Source organism: Kribbella pratensis (genome assembly GCF_004366075.1).
GTDB lineage: Bacteria > Actinomycetota > Actinomycetes > Propionibacteriales > Kribbellaceae > Kribbella > Kribbella pratensis.
This window is the reverse complement of sequence record NZ_SODU01000001.1, coordinates 2381630-2404306: the sequence shown is the minus strand read 5'-3', so window position 1 is coordinate 2404306 and position 22677 is coordinate 2381630. Positions and strand designations below refer to the sequence as shown.

The 22677-nt window shown below is 66.8% G+C and carries 22 protein-coding genes; 12 read left to right on the top strand and 10 right to left on the bottom strand.

Translation table 11 applies throughout. The features are described 5' to 3' along the window. Positions 1-40: 40 nt before the first annotated feature. From EV137_RS11480 to EV137_RS11460, 5 genes are all read left to right on the top strand, one after another. Positions 41-787, top strand: coding sequence for an AraC family transcriptional regulator (locus tag EV137_RS11480; protein ID WP_166679833.1), 747 nt, complete (start codon positions 41-43; stop codon positions 785-787). 107 nt (positions 788-894) lie between these two features. Next, on the top strand, positions 895-2271 hold the full coding sequence (locus tag EV137_RS11475) for an extracellular solute-binding protein (protein ID WP_134128381.1): 1377 nt from the start codon (positions 895-897) through the stop codon (positions 2269-2271). Beyond that, positions 2252-3148, top strand: coding sequence for a carbohydrate ABC transporter permease (locus EV137_RS11470; protein ID WP_134000894.1), 897 nt, complete (start codon positions 2252-2254; stop codon positions 3146-3148). Before EV137_RS11475 ends, EV137_RS11470 begins: the two co-directional genes overlap by 20 nt. Then, a complete protein-coding gene (locus EV137_RS11465) occupies positions 3145-4029 on the top strand; it encodes a carbohydrate ABC transporter permease (RefSeq protein ID WP_202870894.1) in 885 nt (294 codons plus the stop codon). Before EV137_RS11470 ends, EV137_RS11465 begins: the two co-directional genes overlap by 4 nt. Then, positions 4026-4895 carry an NAD-dependent epimerase/dehydratase family protein gene (locus tag EV137_RS11460; protein ID WP_202870893.1) on the top strand — a complete coding sequence of 290 codons (870 nt, stop codon included), beginning with the start codon at positions 4026-4028 and terminating at the stop codon, positions 4893-4895. The genes EV137_RS11465 and EV137_RS11460 overlap by 4 nt, the downstream gene beginning before the upstream one ends. Here EV137_RS11460 and EV137_RS40500 read toward each other — a convergent pair. After that, positions 4868-5863, bottom strand: coding sequence for a LacI family DNA-binding transcriptional regulator (locus EV137_RS40500; protein ID WP_166679832.1), 996 nt, complete (start codon positions 5861-5863; stop codon positions 4868-4870). The genes EV137_RS11460 and EV137_RS40500 overlap by 28 nt on opposite strands. Before the next feature lie 97 nt (positions 5864-5960). Here EV137_RS40500 and EV137_RS11450 point away from each other — a divergent pair, with 97 nt between their 5' ends. Both EV137_RS11450 and EV137_RS11445 read left to right on the top strand, forming a co-directional pair. Then, positions 5961-8723 carry a GH39 family glycosyl hydrolase gene (locus EV137_RS11450; RefSeq protein ID WP_134128377.1) on the top strand — a complete coding sequence of 921 codons (2763 nt, stop codon included), beginning with the start codon at positions 5961-5963 and terminating at the stop codon, positions 8721-8723. 4 nt (positions 8724-8727) lie between these two features. Then, entirely contained in the window at positions 8728-11286 is a 2559-nt protein-coding gene (locus tag EV137_RS11445; protein ID WP_134128375.1) for a glycosyl hydrolase, read from the top strand. A gap of 37 nt (positions 11287-11323) precedes the next feature. Here the strand turns inward: EV137_RS11445 and EV137_RS11440 are convergent, their stop codons facing one another. Continuing rightward, entirely contained in the window at positions 11324-11650 is a 327-nt protein-coding gene (locus EV137_RS11440; RefSeq protein ID WP_134128373.1) for a hypothetical protein, read from the bottom strand. 309 nt (positions 11651-11959) lie between these two features. On the opposite strand from EV137_RS11440, the gene abc-f reads away from it, so the two are divergent. Continuing rightward, a complete protein-coding gene (gene abc-f, locus EV137_RS11435; protein WP_134128371.1) occupies positions 11960-13609 on the top strand; it encodes a ribosomal protection-like ABC-F family protein in 1650 nt (549 codons plus the stop codon). 200 nt (positions 13610-13809) lie between these two features. On the opposite strand, the gene EV137_RS11425 is transcribed toward abc-f, so the two are convergent. Both EV137_RS11425 and EV137_RS11420 read right to left on the bottom strand, forming a co-directional pair. Further along, the gene (locus EV137_RS11425; protein ID WP_134128367.1) at positions 13810-14727 is read right to left on the bottom strand and encodes an NADP-dependent oxidoreductase; all 918 of its coding nucleotides are present in this window, start codon (positions 14725-14727) and stop codon (positions 13810-13812) included. Between the two features lie 38 nt (positions 14728-14765). Further along, complete coding sequence (locus EV137_RS11420; RefSeq protein ID WP_134128365.1) at positions 14766-15413, bottom strand: nitroreductase family protein; 648 nt, start codon at positions 15411-15413, stop codon at positions 14766-14768. A gap of 323 nt (positions 15414-15736) precedes the next feature. On the opposite strand from EV137_RS11420, the gene EV137_RS11410 reads away from it, so the two are divergent. Continuing rightward, positions 15737-15988: a hypothetical protein gene (locus EV137_RS11410; RefSeq protein WP_134128361.1), complete on the top strand. Its 252-nt coding sequence runs from the start codon at positions 15737-15739 to the stop codon at positions 15986-15988. Here EV137_RS11410 and EV137_RS11405 read toward each other — a convergent pair. Then, positions 15974-16153 carry a uracil-DNA glycosylase family protein gene (locus tag EV137_RS11405; RefSeq protein ID WP_134128359.1) on the bottom strand — a complete coding sequence of 60 codons (180 nt, stop codon included), beginning with the start codon at positions 16151-16153 and terminating at the stop codon, positions 15974-15976. The genes EV137_RS11410 and EV137_RS11405 overlap by 15 nt on opposite strands. A gap of 299 nt (positions 16154-16452) precedes the next feature. Here EV137_RS11405 and EV137_RS11400 point away from each other — a divergent pair, with 299 nt between their 5' ends. Next, entirely contained in the window at positions 16453-16992 is a 540-nt protein-coding gene (locus tag EV137_RS11400) for a sigma-70 family RNA polymerase sigma factor (RefSeq protein WP_311136376.1), read from the top strand. Between the two features lie 20 nt (positions 16993-17012). Here the strand turns inward: EV137_RS11400 and EV137_RS11395 are convergent, their stop codons facing one another. Then, entirely contained in the window at positions 17013-17315 is a 303-nt protein-coding gene (locus tag EV137_RS11395; protein ID WP_134128357.1) for a DUF427 domain-containing protein, read from the bottom strand. A gap of 107 nt (positions 17316-17422) precedes the next feature. Between EV137_RS11395 and EV137_RS11390 the strand changes: the two genes are divergently transcribed. Then, on the top strand, positions 17423-18058 hold the full coding sequence (locus tag EV137_RS11390) for a TetR/AcrR family transcriptional regulator (RefSeq protein ID WP_202870891.1): 636 nt from the start codon (positions 17423-17425) through the stop codon (positions 18056-18058). A 1-nt stretch (position 18059) separates the two neighbouring features. Here EV137_RS11390 and EV137_RS11385 read toward each other — a convergent pair whose 3' ends face one another. The 4 genes from EV137_RS11385 to pdxR form a co-directional block, all read right to left on the bottom strand. Next, positions 18060-18668 carry a TetR/AcrR family transcriptional regulator gene (locus tag EV137_RS11385; protein WP_134000866.1) on the bottom strand — a complete coding sequence of 203 codons (609 nt, stop codon included), beginning with the start codon at positions 18666-18668 and terminating at the stop codon, positions 18060-18062. 39 nt (positions 18669-18707) lie between these two features. Further along, positions 18708-19478 carry a GNAT family N-acetyltransferase gene (locus EV137_RS11380; RefSeq protein ID WP_134128355.1) on the bottom strand — a complete coding sequence of 257 codons (771 nt, stop codon included), beginning with the start codon at positions 19476-19478 and terminating at the stop codon, positions 18708-18710. A gap of 135 nt (positions 19479-19613) precedes the next feature. Next, positions 19614-20531 carry an NADP-dependent oxidoreductase gene (locus EV137_RS11375; RefSeq protein WP_134128353.1) on the bottom strand — a complete coding sequence of 306 codons (918 nt, stop codon included), beginning with the start codon at positions 20529-20531 and terminating at the stop codon, positions 19614-19616. Positions 20532-20670: 139 nt separating this feature from the next. Next, positions 20671-22083, bottom strand: a complete 1413-nt coding sequence (pdxR, locus tag EV137_RS11370; protein ID WP_134128351.1) for a MocR-like pyridoxine biosynthesis transcription factor PdxR — start codon at positions 22081-22083, stop codon at positions 20671-20673. Between the two features lie 240 nt (positions 22084-22323). Here pdxR and EV137_RS11365 point away from each other — a divergent pair, with 240 nt between their 5' ends. Next, positions 22324-22674, top strand: a complete 351-nt coding sequence (locus EV137_RS11365) for a hypothetical protein (protein WP_202870890.1) — start codon at positions 22324-22326, stop codon at positions 22672-22674. Positions 22675-22677: the final 3 nt, after the last annotated feature.

Sequence of the window (22677 nt, the reverse complement as noted above, 5' to 3'; positions counted from 1 at the left end):
TGGCGCTCTGCGAACCCTCATGGACATGGCGGATCCGGGCATGAGCATGTACTTTCTTGCCGTGCTGACGCTCGACGGCTACCTGCTCGCGCCGCGCCGGGCCCGCTTCAGTCTCACGTACGACACCTACGAGACCTGGAGTCTGCTGTTGCCCCGGAGCGGAGCGTTCGCCTTCGAGGTTTCGGGGGCGCCGCCCGGGGTGGCGAGGTTCGGAGACATCGTGATCTGCCCGCCGGGCGGGACGCTCCGGCGAAAGATGCAGACGCCCGTGTCCTTCTTCCATGCTCGCTTCAGTACCGAACTGGAGCCACCCGTCGGCTGTCGGCGGGTGCGGGATCTCGACCGTCTCCGCGCCGACCTGTCGATGCTCGAGGCAACGGACGGTCACGCGGACCTGGTCGCGGCTCACGTCGTCACGGACCTCGTCCTGATGACTTTGCGCGCGCACCACGATGCACCCGCGGACGAGTTGGTGGAACGTGCGACGGCGTACATCCACGACCACTTCGCCGTACCGGACCTCTCGCTCGGCGGTCTGGCGACCGTCCTCGGTATCAGCCCCGCACAGCTCTCACGGCGATTCAGAGCGGTTCACGGCGTCACACCGGTCCTCTACCTGCGCCGCCTCCGGATACGGAAGGCGCGCGAGCTCCTCGTCGAGACCGACGACACGCTGCAGGCGGTCGCCGAGCGCTGTGGGTACCGCAGCGCCTTCTACCTCAGCCGCGTGTTCAGCAACCACACGGGCCAATCTCCCTCCCAGTACCGCCTCGCCAACCGGGTCTGACGGCGACGCAACAGGGCCAACCTAAGGTTGGGTCTGGTGTTTGCGAAAGCGCTTGCGCTACTCTGCGGAAACGGCCGCTCGCGCCCTATCCCCGCTGAGGAGTTCGCATGTACCGACCCCCGATCCGTTCCACCGCAGCGCTCACGACCTCCCTGGTCCTGCTGGCAGGGCTGGTGGCCTGCTCCAGCGCCCCCTCGTCCTCCTCGGCTGCGTCCGGTGGCTCCGGGCAGGTGACACTCACGGTCGGTGACCGTCCGTCCAGTTCCGATCCCGCCAACCGGGCGTCCTTCGACAAGAAGGTGGCCGACTTCCAGAAGGCCAACCCGGACATCAAGCTGAACCCGGTCGAGACCGTCTGGGACGCGACGACGTTCCAGGCGCAGGCGGCCGGCGGACAGCTTCCCGACGTACTGAATGTGCCGTTCACCGAGCCGCAGGGCCTGATTGCCCGCAAGCAGGCCGCTGACCTGACCAAGGTGCTCAAGGACGACGGCCTGCTCGACGAGCTGAACCCGAACGTCCTGAAGATCGCCCAGGACCGGTCCGGCAATGTGTACGCCGTACCGACCGCCGCGTACTCGATCGGGCTGATCTACAACCGCGACCTGTTCACGAAGGCCGGACTGGACCCGGACAAGCCGCCGGCGACCTGGGACGAGCTGCGGGCGGACGCGAAGGCGATCACGCAGAAGACCGGGCAGGCCGGCTATGCGCAGATGACCACGAACAACACCGGCGGCTGGATGTTCACCACCCAGACCTACGCGTTCGGCGGGTCGATCGAGAACGAGGACGGCAGCAAGGCGACGTTCGACGACGCCCCGTCCAAGGCCGCACTGCAGCTGCTGCACGACATGAAGTGGACCGACAAGTCGATGGGCCAGGCGGTGCTCTACGACATGGACGGCATCTCCAAGGCGTTCGCGGCCGGCAAGGTCGGCATGTACATGGCGGCGCCCGACCAGTACCGCACGCTGGTCCAGACGAACGGCCTGAAGTCGTCGGCGTTCGGCATCGGTTCGTTGCCGCAGCAGGGCGGTGACCACGGCACGCTCAGCGGTGGCAGCGTCCAGATCGTCAGTCCGGATGCGACGGACGCCGAGAAGGCGGCGGCGGTCAAGTGGATCAAGTTCGCCTACCTGAACAAGTACGTGAACCAGGACGCGGCCGTGACGAGCGCCAAGAACAATGTGGCAGCGAAGCTGCCCGTCGGTGTGCCGGGCCTCCCGGTGGTCGCGGCCGACCAGTGGTCGACGTACCAGTCGTGGATCAAGCCGTACGTCAACGTGCCGCAGGAGAACTTCGCGCCGTACACCAAGGTGGCGGCCGACCAGAAGATCATTCCTGAGCCGCCGGTGAAGGCTCAGGAGGTGTACGCCGCGCTCGATCCGGTCGTGCAAACCGTGCTGGGGAACGCGAAGGCCGACATCCCGGCGCTGCTGACCAAGGCGGCCGGCGCCGTGAATGCCAAGCTCGGGCGCTGAGTTGCTCCGCCGCCTGCGCAACGGAGTGCCGGCAGTGCTGTTCGCGCTGCCGGTGCTCCTGATCTTCCTGGTGTTCTCGTGGGGCCCGATCGTCAAGGGCCTGGTGATGAGCGTTCAGCAGACCAACCTGATCGATCCGGTCAAGTGGGTCGGGCTGGAGAACTTCCGGTACGTGCTGACCGATCCGGCGGTCGGCCAGGCGTCGCTGAACACCCTGTGGTTCACCTTGCTCGCTCTGCTGTTCGGCTTCCCCGTGCCGGTGCTGCTGGCGATGTTCCTGTCCGAGCTGCGAGGCAGGTCCTGGCTGTACACGATGCTGGCCTATCTGCCGGTGATCACGCCGCCAGTGGTCGCCATCCTGCTCTGGCGGTTCTTCTACGACCCGTCGCCCAATGGCATGTTCAACACCATCCTCGGCCACGTCGGGCTCGGACCGTTCCTGTGGCTGGACAGCCCGGGCTCGGCGATGCCGTCGATCGTGCTGGAAGCGACCTGGGCCGGCGCCGGCAACGCGGTGATCATCTATCTGGCGGCACTGACGTCCGTACGCGCGGACCTGTACGAGGCGGCTGAGCTCGACGGTGCCGGAGTGGTACGTCGGGTGTGGCACGTGATGTTGCCGCACCTGCGGAGCGTCCTGCTGCTGATGCTGCTCCTGCAGGTGATCGGGACGATGCAATTGTTCACGGAACCGCTGCTGTTCACCGGTGGCGGACCACAGGGCTCGACCATGACGATTCTTCTGCTCATCTACAACTACGCCTTCGTCAACGGGGATTACGGCGCAGCCACCGCGTTGAGCGTCCTGCTGGCGCTAGGTCTCGCCGTACTGTCGGCTGTCTTCCAGTTGGCCACCCGCGGCTGGAGCACCGAGTGAGCGGGGAGCGGGGTGCGCTGTCGGACTCGGACCGCAGACTCACCCGGATCCGGGTCCCGTTCGTCGTCGGACAGGTCGTCGTACTCGTCGGATTGCTGATCGCCGGACTCGGTCCGCTGCTGTGGTTGCTCAAGGCAGCGATCTCGCCGACACAGGACAGCATCCGCTCACCACTCGCGTGGTTCCCCTCCGGCCAGGTGCAGTGGGGCAACCTCGCCACCGCCTGGCAGCAGGGTCACATCGGCTACTACCTGGGGAACACGGCCATGATCGCGGCAGGTACGGCGGTTGCATCGCTGATCGTCTGTACGACGGCCGGGTACGTGCTGAGCGTCCTACGGCCGCGGTGGGGAGCCGTGCTGTCCGGAGCGATCCTCGCCACGCTGTTCGTGCCGCACATCGTGTCACTCGTCCCGCTGTACCTGACCGTGCTGAAAGTGCCGGTAGTGCACGCCAACCTGACGAACACGTTCTGGGCGGTCTGGCTGCCACCCGCGGCCAGTGCGTTCAACGTGCTGATCGTGAAGCGGTTCTTCGACAGCATCCCCCGCGAATACTTCGAAGCTGCCCGTATCGACGGCGCCGGTTCGATCCGCGTGTTCACCTCGCTCGTGCTCCCGCTGTCGCGGCCGATCCTCGGTGTGGTCGTGCTGCTCAGCATCATCTCTTCGTGGAAGGACTACCTGTGGCCCCTGCTGGTGCTGACGAATCCGGATCTTCAGCCGGTCTCGGTGGCGTTGCCGAAGATCGCCAAGGTGACGGAGCTCAACATCCAGTTGGCGGGTCTGTTCCTGGCCCTGCTGATCCCGGTGCTGCTGTTCCTGGTCTTCCAGCGAGCATTTCTGCGTGGCGTGGGCCTGTCTGGGGGGATCAAGGCGTGAAGCGTGTTCTCGTGACGGGTGCGGACGGCTCGATCGGCCGGGCCGCCGTCATCGGGCTGCAGAAGAGCGGGTACGACGTCACCGGCCTGTCGCTGCGCTACGACCACACCAGTACGGCGGACCGTCCGCTGGCCGGTGATGCGCGATCGGCGAAGGATGTGACGGCAGCACTCGACGGTGTGGACGCCGTACTGCATCTCGCGGCGATTCCGCATCCCAGTCTGGGTACGCCGGAGGAGGTGTTCGAGAACAACGTCGCGGCGACGTTCAACGTCCTGGCGCAGGCCGGGCAGCAGGGGATCGACCGGGTCGTGATCGCCAGCAGTATCAACGCGTTCGGCGTACCGATGAACGTGAACGAGGTGCAGCCGGCGTACTACCCGCTGGACGAGGAGGTGGAGGCCGACATCGCGGATGCGTACTCGTTGTCCAAGAGCGTGGACGAGCAGAGTGCGCGGATGGCGTGGCGGCGATGGGGAACCAACGTGATCGCGCTGCGGTTCCCGCTGGTGAAGACCCGCGAGGAGCTGTTCAAGTTCGCGGCCATGGCCGAACGCGACCCATCCGTGATGGCTCGGGAAGGCTGGGCCTATCTCGACCTGCGCGACGGCGTCCGGGCGATCATCGCCGCGCTCGAGTCACCGGCCGGCGGGGCACATGTGGTCGGTCTGGCGGCTGACGACATCCTGATCGACCGGCAGACCGACGAACTGTTGCGTGAGTACGCACCGACGGTGCCGCTGCGTCGGCCTGTCACGGGACGTGGATCGCTGGTCGACACCACTCGGGCTCGGGAGCTGCTCGGCTTCAGGCCGCAGTACTCGATCCACGACGAGGATCAGGTGGTCTCCGCGGTCACGACCTGAGGAGCGACGTACTGGATGCCGGGCTGAGTGCCGGGCTCGAGGAGTTGGGCTGCTACCTGGCGGCCGATCTCCTCGAGGCCGACGTCGATGGTGGTCAAGTGCCGGGAGACGCGCTGGTCGTGCATCAGCTGCTCCCAGTTGTCGACGCCGATCAGCGCGACGTCACCGGGCACGTCCCGGCCGGACGCGCGGACGACGCGTTCGACGCCGCGGGCGATCTGGTCGCTGCCGCAGAAGATCGCGTCGACGTCCGGAACCTCGGCCAGCAGCTCGGCGGCCGCGTCGGCGCCCCAGCCCTCCCGCCAGCGGCCGAACCGCACCGGGCTCGCCCACTCGAGCCCGGCGTCCGCCAGCACCTCCTGAGCCCCGGCCGCCCGGCGCTGGGCGGCGTTGTCGCGCGGCTCCGCGGTGATGTGGGCGATCTTCCGGCGGCCCTTGGACAGCAGATGCCGTAGGGCGAGCCGGCCGATCTCGTTGTCGTCGGCGGTGATCGTGACGTCGTCGGGGTCCTCGGTGAACGTGAACGCGTAGATCACCGGGACGTCGAAGCGGCTGGTCAGCGACGGCGTCGGGTACGACGTACCGGTGCCGATCACGATCACGCCGTCGATCCGGCGGGCGCGGAGCTGCAGGATGCTCTCGGTGACGTCATGTTCGTCGATCCGCGCGTCGTAGAGCAGGATGGCCTGTTCCTTGGCGCCCAGCTCGGTGGCGGCGGTGGCCAGCACCACACGGGTGAACGGGTTCGATGCGCGGTGGGTGAGCACGCCGATGGTCTGGCTGCGGCCGCGGGCGAACGAGCGGGCCAGGGCGTTGTGCCGGAACCCGAGCCGGTCCGCGGTCACGCGGACATGCTCCCTGGTCGCCTCCGAGATCCGGTCGGTGCCGTTCAGCGCCTTGGAGGCCGTCGACAGCGACACCCCGGCCGCGGCGGCGACATCGGACAGCGTGATCACGGAATCGGCCATGTGCACATCGTAGTCAGCTTCGAGCCGTTGACAGCGGGCTCCGGCGGTATCAAGGTGTGATTTGCGAAACCGCTTTCGCTTCCGAGGAGGAGCACCCATGGCCCGTCGCCGCTCCGGCGTAGTCAGTCTTCTCACGGCCGGCCTGTTGCTGGCCGCCGTACTCCAGTCACCCGCCCGCGCGGCGGCAACCGCTGCGCCGGCCCTGACGATCGCGCCGACGACGGTCGGCAACACCTTCACCGCAGGGCAGCAGGTGAAGCTGGGCTTCAGCACCGACGCCACCACCGTCAGCTGGACGGTCCGTGACGCTGGTGGGACCGAGGTGGCCAAGGGTTCCGCGCCGGCCGCCACACTCAACGGGCAGCTCACGTTGGCGATCAGTACGCCGGGCTGGTACCAGACCGATCTCACAGCGGTCGGATCCGACGGTACGACGACACTCGGCGGCACGGACTTCGCCGTACTGAGTCCGCACGACTTCTCGACGTCCACCGACACCCGGATCGGCGTCGCCGGCGCGCTGGCGTTCGGCGGCGCGGCCAATCCAGGTCTGGAAGCCGTACCGCTGATGGCCAAGGGCGGTATCTCCACCGACCGCGACGAGGCGTTCTGGTCGGCCGCGGAGACCACGAAGGGCGTCATTCAGTTCCCGCAGCGGTACAAGGACTACAAGGCCACGCTGGACGCCAACAACATCGACTTCCTGAACATCCTCGACTACGGGAACTCGCTGTACTACCCGGACGAAGCGCCGTCGACCGACGAGCAGCGTGCAGCCTTCACCCGGTACGCCGTTGCGGCCGTCGACGAGTGGGGCACCGAGCACACGACGTACGAGCTGTGGAACGAGTGGAACCTGCGCGACCCGAACGGCGCCGCGAAAGCGAGCCCGGAGAACTACGTCGCGCTGCTGAAGATGGTGAGCGCCGCGGTTCGGGCGAAGCACCCGGACGTGAAGCTGACCGGTCCGTCGCTGGCGGTCATCAACGACTGGCAGGGCTGGTTCACCAAGTTCGCCGACCTCGGCGGGCTGGACTACGTGGACGCGGTCACGATTCACCCGTATGTGCAGCCGCTGGACCCGGAGGCCTCGGTCACCTACGTGAACACCATCCGCAACATCATGACAGCACACGGCTCGAACAAGCCGATCTACATCACAGAGCAGGGCTGGGCGACCGGGACCAACCCGAGCTCGGTGTCCGAGCCCACGCAGGCCCGCGACCTGGTGCGCGGCCACTTGCTGGCCTACGGCAACGGTGTGGCGCGGTACAGCTCCTACAACTTCATGGACTCGGGCACGGACCCGTCGAACGTCGAGCACCGGTTCGGCCTGGTGCGCAACCGGCTCGACTCGCGCGGTGCGCTCGTACCCAAGCCGTCGTACGTCGCGACCGCCGTCCTGGCACGTCAGATCGATGAGCTGCCGTTGATCGGCCAGACCCGCTTCGGGAGCAACGGGTACGACGTTTCGTTCAACGCCGGCGGAGGACAAAGCGTCCACGCAGTCTGGTCCGCCACCCCCGGAGTCGTGGCCGCGACCGCACCTGCGGGCTCGACCGTCAAGGTGACGAACCTGTACGGCGTCGAGACGGCACTGACTGCAGACGCCGGCGGGCATGTCTGGGTCAGCGCAGGGCCGGAGCCGATCTATCTGCGGGGCGCGATCACCGGACCCATGCTGCCGTCGAGCCGATTCGCGTTGTCAGTCGCACCGGAGGTCTCCGGTGACCCGGCCACGGGCACGCTGACGTTCACCAATCCGGACCCGGTCACGCACGCGTTCACCGTCGCTGCCGGCGGTGGCGAGACCAGCGGTTCGGTGACGGCGGGAGCTAGCACAACAGTCCCGGTGAGCTATCCGGCACAGGAATCGACCGGTCCGCGGACCTACTCGGCCTCGGTGAACGTCGACGGCCGGCCAGTTGCTCTGCTCTCAGTAGCAGGTACGGCGACCGCACCGCTGGCGATCACCGGTTCGCACGTTCTCAACGGTGCCGGCAAGGACCTGCTCCGGTTCCGGGTCACCAATGCGTCTTCTCGTCCACTGACGATCGACGGAGTGGACTGGGCATCGGGTTCTGCCTCCGGGACGTTGCTGACCGGTGTCACGGTCGCATCGCACGGTACGTCGTACGCCGATGTGGAGCTACCCGTTACCGCGGCGTCCACCTGGTCGGCCACCATCCGACGTACCGGTGCTGCCGGCATCCGCGCAACGGGCAAGCTCAATCCAGTGGTCGCAGCGACGCACGGTGTCAGGCGCACGGTCGCACTCGACGGCGTCATCGACCCTGGTGTGGCCGCGTTGCCTGCTCTCTCCCTGACCGGCACCGGAACACCGCCTGTCCAGGGATGGGGCGGACCTGACGACCTTTCGGGGTCGCTCTGGCTCACCCATGACGACACGAACCTCTACGTGTCCGCACGGGTGACCGACGACGTGTTCGCACAGCCGAACCGGAACGGCAACATCTGGGCCGGAGACAGTCTGCAGCTGGGCATGTCGGCCGGCGCACCAGGCGAAGCACCACAGGTCCAGGAAATTGGTGCCGCACTGACCGATGCGGGGACGGTGGACACCTGGCGTTGGACGCCGGTGAGTCAGGCCGGGACGCCATCCGGTGTGCAGGCCAAGGTCGGCCGTGACGCGGCCGCGCACACCACGACGTACGAGATTGCCATCCCCTGGACGACACTCCAGTTCGCGCCCGAGGATCGGTTGCTGTCGGCAACCGTGGTGATCAACGAGAACGACGGCACCGGCCGACGCGGCTGGCTGACCTGGGGCAAGGGTGTGGCGGAGGCCAAGAACCCGGCCGGATTCAACCCCGTCTTCCTCGACCCCGCGACCCACTGATGCCATGAAACGCCTACTCGCCATCGTCTTCGCAGTCTGCCTCCTCGGCTTCGGTACGGTTGCCACCGCCCAGGCCGCCGTACTGACGCTCACGCCGATCACTGTCGGAAACGTCTTCACCGACGGCCAGCCGGTGAGGTTCGGCCTCAACACGGACGCGGCCTCGGTCAGCTGGTCGGCGGCCGACGTCAACGGCACCGTCGTCGCCAGCGGCAGCCAGGCCGCCGCCAGCACATTGCAGATCCCGCTCACCACCCGCGGGTGGTACAAGCTCACGGTCCAAGCCGGTACGACGTCCGCGCAGACCACGTTCGCCGTCGTCAGTCCGGTCAGTACGTCGCCGATCGCCGGACTCACGTCCCACCGGATCGGCGACTTCGAGAACACCGCCGAAGGCTGGACGTTCTATCCCGGGAGCGAATATCCCGGCGCCACTGGCAGTTTCACCCTCGACAGCACGAACAATCACTCCGGCTCCAGCTCGGGAAAGCTGTCCGCCAACTTCGGTGCCGGCGGCGCGTACGTCAGCGTCAAGCGGCCGTTGCCGTCGGTCAACGCGACCAGCGTCAGCTTCTGGGCGAAGTCGCCGAATCTGTCGTTCCTCACGTTCCGGCTGACCGATTCCACCGGTCAGGTCCATCAGCAGCGCCTGACGTTGTCGGGGGCAACCGACTGGCAGGCGCTGGCCGTCACGAGGTTCGACGGGGGCAAGCAGTACGTGCACTTCGGTGGCGCCAACGACGGTGTCTGGCACGGCCCGGCCAAGGCGGTCGAGGTCGTGCTGGACAAGGCGGCCATCTCCGGCGCGACGACCACGACCCTGAACCTGGACGACCTCGCACTGAAGGCGCCGGCCGGCAAACCGACCACACCGCTCGGCGACTACGAAAGCGCGGCCGAGGGCTGGTCGTTCTATCCCGGCAGCGAGTTCCCAGGCGCGACGGGCAGCCTGGCGCTCGACGCGACCTCGGCCGCAGCCGGGACCCAGTCTGCCAAGCTCTCGGGAAACTTCGCCGGCGGCGGCAACTACGTCGCCATTCAACGAACCATGGTTCCTGTCGATCTGACCGCCCTCAGCCTGTCCGTCAAAACCAGCCAACTGTCGGCCATCGGGCTGCGGCTGACCGACGCCACCGGGCAGGTGCACCAGCAACGATTGCCGCTGTCCAGCTCGACCGCTTGGCAGCAACTGAACGTCACCCGGTTCGACGGCGGCACCGGCTACCTGCACTTCGGTGGCGCTGACGACGGCATCTGGCACGGGCCGGCGAAATCGATCGTGGTCACGCTGGACCGCAGCTCGATCATCGGCGGCGGTACGACGGCCACGGTCAACGTCGACGCGGTCGCGGCGACCACGGCTACATCGCTGATCGGCGCCGGTACTCACTTCGGCCAGTCGTGGAGCACGACCCCGATGCCACTGCTCACTCTGTCCGGCGCCCGCGGTGGGCGTGACGAAGCACAGTGGTATCAGGCCGAGACGACCCGTGGGACGTACGCCTTTCCCGCGAAGGTCACCAACTACCTCCAGTCCTGGCAGGCGAACGGCATCGACCCGCTGCTGATCGCCGACTACGGCAACCCGCTGTACGACGACGTACCGGAGGACTACTTCGACGCACCGTTCACCGACACCGGCCGAGCCGCGTTCGCCAACTACGCCGATGCCCTCGCCACGCAGTTCCCGCAGATCAAGAACCTGGCGATCTGGAACGAGTGGGATGTCAATGCGGCCGGCCCGTCCAACAAGACACCGGAGAGTTATCTTGCGTTGCTGAAGGCAACGTACCCGAAGCTGAAGGCCAACCACCCGGGGCTGACGATCGTCGGCGGCGGTGACACCGACGTCACCCAGGTGGCCTGGTTCGAGGCGTTCTGCCAACTCGGCGGGCTGAAGTACCTCGACGTGGTGTCCATCCACCCGTACAACTTCCTGAACGCTCCCGAGGGGCTCAGCGCCGCGATCGACCGGGTCCGGGCGTTGATCCGGCAGTACAACGGCGGCGTGGACAAGCCGATCTGGGTCACCGAGTCCGGCTGGTACACGGGGACTTACCAGAGCAACGTCAGCGAGCCGACCCAGGCCATGTACGCCGCCCGGGCCCAGCTCGCCGTCCTCGGCCGCGGCGTCGACCGGTACTACCTCTACGACTTCATGAACGACGGCATCGACCCGGCGGACAAGGAGGACAACTTCGGTCTCGTACACAACCCGGCCGATGCTCTCGGTGCATACACACCCAAACCGTCGTACGTCGCCTACGCCACCGGCGCTCGCCAGCTCCGCGGCGCGACGTTCCTCGGCCAGGAGTTCCCGGGCAACGGGCTGATCGACCAGGTCTTCGCCGCCAACGACGGCACACCACTTCGGGCGATCTGGGCAGCCAGCGGCACCGGCACCACAGTCACAGTCAACGCGACCGGCCCGATCCAGGTCACCAACCTCTACGGAGTCTCGACGACCTACACCCCGGACACGAACGGCAAGGTCAACGTGCCGGTCGGCGTCTGGCCGACATACGTCACCGGATCCACCGTCACCTCAGTCACGACCCCATGACCGAGGGACGGCCTTCGGATTCCTGAAGGGCCGCAGATCAGTCGTCCTCGTCGTCCTCGTCGTCCGGGGCGTCGGGGCGGCGGGTGGCGCCGGCCGCCTTCAACGCGCGGGCCTCGGTGAGGGCGTCGTCGTACGACTCCCAGCCCGGCGACTCGTAGACCATCTGATCACTGACCAGGAAGGTCTGGTTGGTGAAACCGTCCGCGGAGTTGAAGATCAGCCACTCCTCGTACGGCGTGACCTGGTAGCCCGCGAACATCTCCGCGGCGACCGGAGGGATGCCTTGCGGCAGATCCTCGTTGTGATATTCGGCGAGCCGCGCGTACGCACGGTCCAGCCTCTCCTGATCGATGCCCTCCGGCATACCCGTCCTCTCCGTCCCACTCACTTCGCGACCCCGTCCATCCACTTCTGACCTGGTCACACACAGCTGGAAAGGCATCGTACGTGGCCCTCCCGCCCCTGAAGTTCGCGGCGGGGAACGTTTGCTACCGTGGAAGGCGACATTTCTGGAGGAGATCAGACGTGGTGGGTGAAGACGACATCTCCGGGTGAGTCCCGAGGTGACAGGCCGCTGGCTCGTGCAGCCGTGGCCATTTTGTCGTTCCGCCATCCCGTCTCCCGCTGAGCGGCGGCTGTTGCCTGCTCGGCAGCTCACCTCGAGGTCTTCTGCATGTCTGACGCCTTTGTCGTTGTGTCCGATCTGTCCTTCTCCTGGCCTGACGACACGCCTGTCTTCGACGGGCTGTCGTTCGCGTTCGGTGCCGGGCGCACCGGTCTCGTCGCGCCGAACGGCGCCGGCAAGAGCACTCTGCTCAAGCTGATCGCCGGCGAACTCAGCCCCACGGCGGGCAACGTCTCCGTCGAAGGCGTGGTCGGCTATCTGCCGCAAACCTTGCCCCTGGCCGGCGACCTGACCGTCGCGGAGGTGCTCGGCGTCGCGCCGATCATCCAGGCGCTCAACGCGATCGAATCCGGCGACGTCGCGGAGGAACACTTCACCACCGTCGGCGACGACTGGGACATCGAGGAGCGCACGATCGCCCAGCTCGACCGGCTCGGCCTCGGCGATCTCGAGCTCGAGCGGAACCTGAGTACGCTCAGCGGTGGTCAGGTCATCTCACTCGGCCTGGCGGCCCAGTTGCTCAGGCGACCGGACGTCCTGCTCCTCGACGAACCGACCAACAACCTCGACTTGGTTGCCCGGCGCAAGCTGTACGACGTACTCGAGGACTGGACCGGCTGCCTGGTTCTGGTCAGCCACGACCGCGCGCTGCTCGACCGGACGGACCGCATCGCCGAGCTGGATCGCGGCGAGATCCACACCTACGGCGGCAACTTCCCGGCGTACGAGGACGCCGTGCAAGCAGCCCGCGAGGTCGCCGAGAAGAACGTGCGGAACGCCGAACAGGAGGTCAAGCGGGAGAAGCGTGAACTCCAGCAGGCCCGCGAACGTGCCGCGCGGCGAGCCGGCAACGCGAGCAAGAACCTGGGCAACGCGGGCCTGCCGAAGATCTTCGCCGGGACGATGAAGCGCAACGCGCAGGAGTCGGCAGGCAAGGCGAACGAGACGCACACCGCGCGGGTCAGCGATGCCAAGGCCCGGCTCGACGAGGCCGGCCGGGCGGTCCGGGACGAGCAGAAGATCGCCCTGCAACTCCCCGCGACGAACGTGCCGGCAGGCCGCACGCTGTTCCACAGCGAGGGTATCCGGGTCGAGCTGGGCGGCCGCGAGATCATCGCCGACGCCGACCTCACCATCCGCGGCCCGGAACGCATCGCGCTCATCGGCCCCAACGGCGCCGGGAAGTCCACCCTTCTCAGGCTGATCCACGGCGACCTCACCTCCTCGGCAGGCGAGATCAGACGAGCTGACGGCCGCATCGCCTACCTCTCCCAACGCCTGGATCTGCTCGATCTCGACCGCACCATCGCCGAGAATCTCGCCGCCTTCGCCCCCGGCATGCCGCAAGCACAACGGATGAACCTCCTGGCCCGGTTCCTCTTCCGCGGCTCACGGATCCATCTACCGGTCGGTGTGCTGTCCGGCGGCGAGCGCCTCCGCGCGACCCTCGCCTGCGTCCTGTACGCCGAACCCGCACCGCAGCTGCTTCTCCTGGATGAACCGACCAACAACCTCGACCTCCTCAGCGTGAGCCAGCTCGAAAGCGCCTTGAACGCCTACGAAGGTGCGTTCGTCGTCGTGAGCCATGACGACCGCTTCCTCACCGAGATCAAGGTGTCCAGATGGCTCCGCCTCGACGAACGGCGGTTGCTCGAGGCAAGCGCTCAGGACGTTCGAGGCACCGACGGCCGTGGCTGATCCAGCGGCGGATGGTCGCGGACCGGCCTTGATCGCTCGGGATCTGGTCCGCACGTTCGGCACTCGGCGAGTGCTGGACGATGTATCCATGACCGCACGACGGTTCTGGCGACTCACGACCGCTGGCTCCGCACCCACTGGCCTCATCAGCAGTTGTGCCTGTGAGGTGCGTCTTGGTTGATCAGAGGTCCGTTGCTGTCTCACGGCTTGATGAGAACGACCGTCTTGCCCTTGGCTCGCTCGGTGGAGTTGAAGGTGGCGACGGCGTCGTCGAGTGTCGTGGTCGTTCCGATGTTCGTGCGCAGTCTTCCGTCTTGCACCCGCCGGGCGATCTCGGTCAGTTGGCCGCGATCGGCCTCGACGACGAAGTCCACCACCCGGCCGTCGGCCGGCGCGGCCTCGACCGGGCCGACGATCGATACCAGTGATCCGCCGGCCTTGATCATGGCCGCGGACCTTTGCTGGATGTCGCCGCCGATGACGTCGAAGACCAGATCAACCGCACCGACGTCCTCCAGAGCGTCCTTCTCGAGGTCGACGAACTCGTGGGCGCCGAAATCGAGCGCCTTCGCACGGTCGGCGGCGCGGCCGGTACCGATTACGTGGGCGCCGGCCTCGCGAGCCAGCTGCGTCACCATCGTTCCGACTGCGCCGGCCGCACCGTGCGCGAGGACGCTCTGTCCAGACTTCAGGCGCCCGTGCTGGAACAGCCCTTGCCACGCGGTCAGCCCCGAAATCGGTAGGCTCGCGCCGACCGTGACGTCGAGGTCGTCGGGCAGCGGCGCGAGGTTGCGGGCTTCGATCGCCACGTACTCCGCCAGCGAACCGTCGCGGTGCCAGTCAGCGATACCGAACACGCGCTCGCCGACGGACAATCCCGTCGTACCGTAGCCGAGGGAAGTCACGACTCCGGCCAGCTCGTGCCCAGGGATCGAAGGTGCACGGTCGCGGCCGGCTCGGTCGGTCCATGTCGACGGCCACTCCAGCTCCGTCGAGATCCAGCCCGACGCATGAACTCGGACGACGACATCGTTGATGGCGGCCGCGGGCTCCGGACGCTCGGCCAGCGTCATCCCGGCTGTCCCTCCAGCCTGGTCCTGCACAACAATCGCCTTCATCAGGTGCCTCCTGTAGTCGGTTGTAGCCTTCACTGCGATCAGACGAAAGTGAACAGTTCGTCCGTATCGAACCGCGAGATCGGGTTGCTGTACTGCTTCTTGGGGTCGGGGTAGCCGAGTGCGAGCAGGACCGTGGTGGCGTGTCCGGTCTCACGGATCTTGAACGCCTTGTCGACAGTGGTGGGGTCGAACCCTTCGAGCGGCATGGCTTCGACACCGAGCTCGGCGGCCGCCATCATGGTCAGACCCATCACCAGATAGGTCTGCTTCTCCATCCAGTGGTTCACGTCCTTGTAGCCGAAGTTGCGCAGGTCGAGGAAGTCTCGGGTCATCGACTCCCACAGTTCCTGTTTCGCCGGGTCGGGGAACCGGCCGTCCGCGCGTTCCTTGCCGAACACCGCCTCGACGTGGCTCTCCGGCAGATGTGCCCGGGTGGTGAGGATGATGGTGTGTGAGGAGTTCAGGATCTTCGGTGAGTTGTCCTGGAAACGTTCGCCCAGGTTGTCCGCGAGCTGCCTTTTTCCTTCCGGGGTGGCAATGACGTAGAAGTGGTTCGGCTGGATGTTGGTCGACGTGGGCGTCGAGCGCAGAAACCGCAAGATCTGCTGAAGGGTCTCCTCGGGGATCGTCCTGCTCGGATCGAAGTACCTGGTGAGGTGCTTGCTCATGAGCTTGTCGAGATCCATGGCAATCTGCTTTCTTCGGGCGATCGTTGATGACGGGTGGATGGTTGGATTGACTCCGGCCGTCCGGCAGCTCGGCGACGGTGAGAACTTCGTCGGCCGGCGACACGAGGACGTTGACCGGTTTCGGTGGGCATGACGAGACCACCGTCGCGGGTGTGCAACGCCATGAACTTCTCGGCGAGCTCGGAGCCCGGCATATCGCATCGACCTCCACTAGGGGTTCGTGACTGGTTAGCGTCGAGCTGAGGCAGGTTCTTACCGCCGCGGCCGTAAGACCGAGGACGCTCATCGTGGCGACGCGGTAACGGGTAGAGGTGAGAGTCATGGCGGGGTGGAGGGAGACACTTGATCGATTCCTGGCCGCTGACCCGCAGGATGTCGGCTGTGACGAGGTGATGGCCGTTCTGCATCTGTACGCCGAACTGCAGGCGGCCGGTGTCGATCCGGCCGAGCAGTACCCCGGGGTCGCGGCGCACCTTGCCGGTTGTGAGGCGTGCGCGGAGGACGCGCGGGGGCTCCTGGCGGCCGTTCAGGACGATGACCGACAGCCACCAACGAGACTAGTGCTGGAGTGATCCCCGGCGGGGCTCTGAGACGGCCGCCGCGACCAGGGATCGCAAGGCGGGGCCATAGTCGCGGTAGGCACGGACGGTCTCGGTCAGGTTCTTCTTCGCCGCGGCGCCGAGATAGTGCTTCTGGGCATAGGTGCCGATGAGAACCGTGAGCCGGAGTTCGGGCATCAACCGCAGGATTCTCGGGTGCCAGAGTGTCGCCCGCTGGCGTCGTTCCAGGGGCGCTTCAGATCGGGTTGGACTAGATCGACCAGTTGAATTGACATTCCTGAGTGGACGACCTTCCAAAAGGACGATATCGTCCATGTGATTGTCACGCCGGTCGGCAGGGTGGATCCATGAAGAGTGAAGTCTGCGAGTCCTTGCCTCAGCTACGGGCCCTCTCTGCGGAGGCGGCGGCGGAGAACAGAGCCTGGGTTCGCGATCTGAGCAGTGGTGGCGTACGGCGTGAGTTGGCGAGCTGACGGCTGTACGACGTACTGCTCCGTGCGGCTCGTTCGGAGGTGGGTCGGCGAGCGGCGAGGCAGCGGCTCGCCGGTCCCGAGCTGGACGACATCGCGCACCAGGGTGCCGCGGACGCCCTGCTGGCGATCTGCGGCAAGGTCGAGACGTTCCGCGGCGACTGCAAGTTCACCACCTGGGCGTACAAGTTCGTGATCTTCGATGTGGCGGCCAAGGTCAACCGGCACTTCTGGCAGCGGGCCGGAGTGGCCTTCGACGACGAGGACTGGGACCGTCTGCCGGCACGCCTGGGGATCGAGCCGGGGGCCCAGGCGGAGAGCCGGGATCTGATGCGAGCCGTCCATCGGGCCGTCGACGAGAAACTGACGGCGAGGCAACGGACCGTGTTCGTCGCGTTGGTGCTGAACGGGATGCCCAGCGACGTGCTCGCGGATCAACTCGGAGCGACACAGAATGCGATCTACAAGATGATGTTCGACGCCCGGCGCAAGTTGCGGACAGCGCTGGCCGACGCCGGATACCTGCCGGACCAGCAGCTCGCGTAAAGCACGCGGCGCCCTCGGGGCTACTCGACAAGCACTCGAGTGGTGTCGAAGGCGACGTATCCGGTGAAGTTGTGCCCCACCGTTTCGATCGCTGTCTGCTTGGGATGCGGATAGCACCACGCGGCGTCGACGTGCTGGTTGTGCGGGGTCGTCACGCTGTAGTAGCGCGCTTGTCCCTTCCACGGGCACACGTACGGCGTCGGGCTGTCCGTCAACGTGCCGATCGTGAGCGAGTCCAGGGGAAAGTAACAGTTCCCCTCGATCGAGATGATGTGTTCCGGTTCCGCATCGGCGAGGAGAACGCCGTCGATCGTCGCGCGCACTGTCGTCCTTCCGGTAGAGGGCCTGCACAGACTCTGTGTCCCGTCCGTGCGACGTCCTTACCGGCGAACACCGAGCCGGCCGATCTCGGCTCGGATAGGCTCTTGGCGTGCCCGAGACAGTGAACGACGTCGACCGCCGCCTGACCGCGCGCGGCGCGGCCACCAGAGCTCGGATCGTCGCGTCCGCCGACGAGCTGATCGCCCTCAAGGGCGCCGCCGCGACGACCCTCGACGAGGTGACGGCGGCGAGCGGGACCAGCAAGTCACAGCTCTATCGGCATTTCCCCGACAAGAGCGCCTTGGTCCAGGCGGTCATCGCACTGCGCGGCGGCCGGGTGCTCGAGCGGGAGGAGCAGCACCTCCGCCGGATCGACTCCTTCAGCGGCCTTGACCGCTGGTGCAAGGCCATTCTGCAACGCGTCACCGCTCGCCGCGGAGCGATGGGCTGCGAGCTGGGATCCCTGTCGACCGAACTGTCCGATCACGATGAAGCCGCGCGACTCGACCTCGACGCCCACCTGACCACGTGGATCTCCCTCCTGGTCGCCGTACTCGAGCGGATGCAGGCCAACAACACCCTGTCCGCGGAGGCTGATCCCCAGCGCCTGGCGACAGGCATCATGGCTGCGATACAAGGTGGTTACGTTCTGGCTCAAGCGGCGCGAGATCCCGGACCGATGCAGATCGCGCTCGAGCTGGCGATGGACTCGGTCCGGGCATACGCGACGACAACTGGCAAGTAGGTCAGCGACCGCTCTCGGCGAAGGAGCTGATGCGGTCCAATGCCATGTCCAGTGCGTCGGCCATCGGTGTGGAGTTGCGCGCGTTCTGGGCGAGGACGTAACCGCCTTGCAGTGCAGCCAGCAGGCCGGTTCCGAGCTTGTGAGTGTCGACGTCCGCCGCGAGGATTCCCTGATCGCGTAGGCGTTCCAAGGCATCGACGATGAGCTGTTGCCAGCTTCCGAAGGCCAGCGCGAGTGCTGCTCGGGATCGTTCGTCCTTGTCGGACAGCTCGGTCGACATCGCGCCGAGGGCGCATCCGTAGGACCCGTCCTGAAGGGTGTTGGACCGGACGAGCGCGTCGCGCCAGCGCCGCAGACCGGCAAGGGTGCTCACTGCCGCCAAGCGGCTCTCCTCCCGGGCGAGTACAGAGCGGGACTGTACGTCGATGACGGCGCGGATCAGGCTCGTCTTGTCCCGGAAGTGACCGGAGAGCTGCGATTCGCTGGCGCCGCTGGCCGTCTGGACGTCATTGAGCGAGGTTGATGCGACTCCTTTGGTGTAGAAGAGCGTGGCGGCGGAGTCGAGGATCCGCGCACGCGTTTCGGGATCAAGCGTGTCCTGCTTCGCCATAGCTTCACCGTCCTGACTGTTCGTTGCCCGAGCCAAGGATCAGACCGGCCGCGGCAGGGCGAGGAGATCGCCGTACTCGGGATTCTCTTCGACGAATTGGCGCACGATCGCGCAGTAGTTCGACACCGTCAGGGACCTTGTGCGGATGTCGTCGAGTGCGCGCCGGATGAGCTCCCACGACAGTCCTCGCCCGCGGTAGGCCTGGTCGATGACGGTGTGCGTGATCGACAGGTGGGAGCCGATCACGTGATAGACAAGGATGCCTGCCCGCTGCCCGTCGACGAGGAGCTCGTAGAACTCGTCGTCCGCGTGATGAGCCAGCGTGACAGATGTCAGCTCACGTATGTCGGGGTCTACGCCGTCGACGGTCAAGAAATCGGCCAACGGCGCGGTCCAGCCGGCGTCGAACGCTTCAGCGGGGAGACTGGCATGCCAGGTGAGGCCAGATCCGGCCCGATTGCGGAAATGCAGAGTGAGCTGCCAGGTGCCCGCGGCGTCGTGCAGCGAGGACTCCGTCCGCAGTCGCACCCGCGTATTACTCGGAAGCGAATTGAGCATCAGTGCCTGCGTTCGCAGCGGCAGGACCAACAGGCCGTCCTGTGACCGCACGCCGCTCAAATCACCCGGCTCCGCGCTGCTCCAGGAGGCGACCACGACGTCCAGGTCGGTGCTGCCGAACAGACCCGCGGTGATGCTGAAGTCGATCGGCTGCTCGAACGCGATGACTTGCTCGGCGAAGCCGGCCATCGTCAGCTCGCCGCCGGCGAGGTAGAAGCCCGTTCCATCGGGCCGAACGACGTGCTCAGTCATCACCACTCCTGTTGCGCTTTCCGAATCCACCCTGACGCCGGCGTCGGAAGTGGACTATATCGTCCATGATAGAGGAAGTCCGCTCGGCCCCGCGACGGGCAGGGCACTGATGCGATGGGCTCGCCGGGTCCGGCCTCAAGGACGAACGCGGATGATCGTCTTGCCTTTGACCCGCTCGGTCGGGTTGAAGGCGGCGACGGCGTCGTCGAGACTCGCGACGTTCCCGATCAGCGTCCGCAGTCGCCCGTCCCGCACCCGCTGGGCGATCTCACTCAGCTGACCGCGGTCCGCCTCGACGACGAAGTCGATCGCCAGACCGTCGGCGGGTCGAGCCTCTGGTGGACCGGCAATGGTCACCAGTGTTCCGCCGGCGCGAATCAGGTCCGCGGACCGCTTCTGGATCTCGCCGCCGAAGCTGTCGAACACCAGGTCGACCGCACCGACATCTGCCAGCGAGTCATCCTCGAGGTCGACGAACTCGTGGGCGCCGAGGTCGAGCGCGGCCTGGCGGTCGCCGGCTCGTCCGGTGCCGATGACATAGGCACCGGCCGCCCGCGCGAGTTGCGTCACCATCGAGCCGACTCCACCGGCAGCGCCGTGCACCAAAGCGCTCTGTCCCACCCGGAGGCGACCGTGCACGAACAGTCCCTGCCATGCGGTCAGACCTGAGATCGGCAGGCTGGCACCCACTGTGAAGGCGACATCGCCCGGCAGCGGCGAGAGGTTGCGCGCCTCGACGGCGGCGTACTCCGCCAGGGTGCCGTCGCGGGTCCAGTCAGCGAGGCCGAAAACCCGCTGGCCGACCGACAGCCCCCTCGTGCCGTAGCCGAGAGCGCAGACCACTCCGGCCAGTTCGTGCCCGGGAACCGACGGTGTCCGGTCACGACCGAGACGGTCGGTCCAGGTCGTATCCCAGTCAAGCTCTCCCGGAGTGAAGCCCGACGCGTGAATCTCGACCAGTACGTCGTTCCCCGCCGGCTCAGGCACAGGTCGTTCGGTCAGCCGCATCCCGGCCGTTCCCGCGGCCTGATCGGCCACCACAATCGCCTTCATCCGGCACCTCTTTCCGCAGGTTGCCGATCGAGGTCCCGGCAACTTCTCTGGACCGGTAGTCCAATTGGTTGACGCTAACCCGCTGACGACTTGGAATCTGGGTCCACTTGGGCCGTGCGAACGGGGACCACTCAAGGGTTCATCGCAGAGTGCGGACCAGTGCGTCCAGGGCGCCCGACCAGGCGCTGGCCGACGGTGTGGCGAATCCGATGGCCACGCCGTCACGATCCGAGCGGGATCCAGGGTGCCGGAAGGCGTCGAGCGGCTCGATCGTCAGCTGTTCCTCGGCGGCGCGGCACACGAGCTCGGCGCCGGTCCGGCGGGGGTGTTCGACAACGATGTGCAGTCCGGCGGCCATCCCGGTCACCCGTACCCACGGCGCGTGCCGGCTGATCGCGTCGACCAGTTGCCGCCGCCGGCGGCTGTACTGCGAACGCATCGCGCGAATGTGCCGGTCGTACGCCCCCGACTCGACGAAATCGGTCATCGCCAGCTGGTTGACGAATCCGACGGTCTCCTCCGCCCACCCCTTCTCCGCGAGAGTCGACTCGACCAGGTGATCGGGGACGACAAGCCACCCGAGGCGCAGGCCGGGCGCCAGCGACTTGCTCGCGGTTCCGAGGTAGATCACGCGGTCGTGATCCAGCCCCTGCAACGCGCCCACCGGAGATCGGTCGTAGCGGAACTCCCCGTCGTAGTCGTCCTCGATGATCACCGCGTCCCGGCGCCGTGCCCAGTCCACGACCGCGGCCCGCCGGTCGGACTGCAGGGCCACGCCCAAGGGGAACTGGTGCGACGGCGTGAGCAGAACCGCTCCCGGGATGGGCGCGTCGTCGAGCGTGGACACGTCGGCGCCGTCCGCGTCCACTGAGATCGGGACGGCGTCGAGTCCGGTCAGCAGCAGTGTCTCGCGCTGGGTCTGCAGGCCGAACTCCTCGACCGCAACAGTCGTCACGCCGGCCTTCGCCAGCACCGCGGCAACGAGCCGCAAGCCTTCGGCCGCTCCGCTGCACACCACGATGTTGTCGGCTCGCGCACGCAGTCCCCGCGCCCGAGCCAGATACCGGGCGATGGCGTCACGCAGTTCGCCGTGGCCGTGTGGGTCGGCGTACCCGAAGGCTTCGCACGGCGCCGTGGTCACCGTCCGCTTCACCGCCCGAACCCACTCCTGGCGCGGAAACGACGAGAGGTCCGGCCAGCCTGGCCGCAGATCGTGCATCAGCGGCGGCCGTGCGGCCGTCGGCCGCTGTGGTTGCCGTTCGGTCGGTTGCTCCGTCGCCCGCTGTGCCACTTCGGTGCCGGAACCGTGCCGGGCCAGCAGCCAGCCCTCGTTGATCAGCTCCGAGTAGGCCCGTACGACGGTGTTCCGGCCCATCCCGAGATCGTCTGCCAGCACCCGGCTCGAGGGCACCCGGGTCCCCGGCGCCAGACGTCCCGTGCGGATCGCCTCCCGGAAGGCATCCATGAGCTCCGCTCGCCGATTGCGCCCGAGCTGACCTACGTGCAGGTCCAGGCCGGAGGTCCGGAGACCACCGGCCGATTCTTCGCCCATACTCGACGACGATACGGAACCGGTCGGCGAAGCGATCCGATCCACCGACCTTCGATCGATCAAACCGCCAGGCCGGCACCGCCCGGCACCGCCATCTCCTGCCCGGTGAGGACGATTTGGTCCACTTTGGGGTGCGCGCCTCGCTCGAATGGTTCTCGTGCTCCGTAAGACGCCGCGACGGATCGACACTCACACATGGACGAGTTGGTGGTGTTCGAGACAGGAGAGAGGCACGCGTCAATGCACAACGTTGCCCCCGCGATCCGCCCGGTTCGCAACCCCAGGGCGCTGCGCCTTGTCTTCGCCGCTACCGTGGTCACCGGTGCAGGGCAAGGCATCGCGATCAGTGCTGCCACCCGCGGACTGCTGCACGGCAGCACCGTGGCCGACCGCGCTGCGATCTTCAGCGTCATCTACGTCATCTGCTACAGCTCCGCCGCCTTTCCGAGCCTGATCTCCGGCCAACTCTCGAAGACGTTCCCACTGCCGCAGATCGCCCTGGGGTACGGCGTCCTTGCCCTCGGGGCGACTCTGATCACTGTTCTCGCCGCCCGCAACCCAGACGCCGTACACAATGAGGAACCACGATGAAAG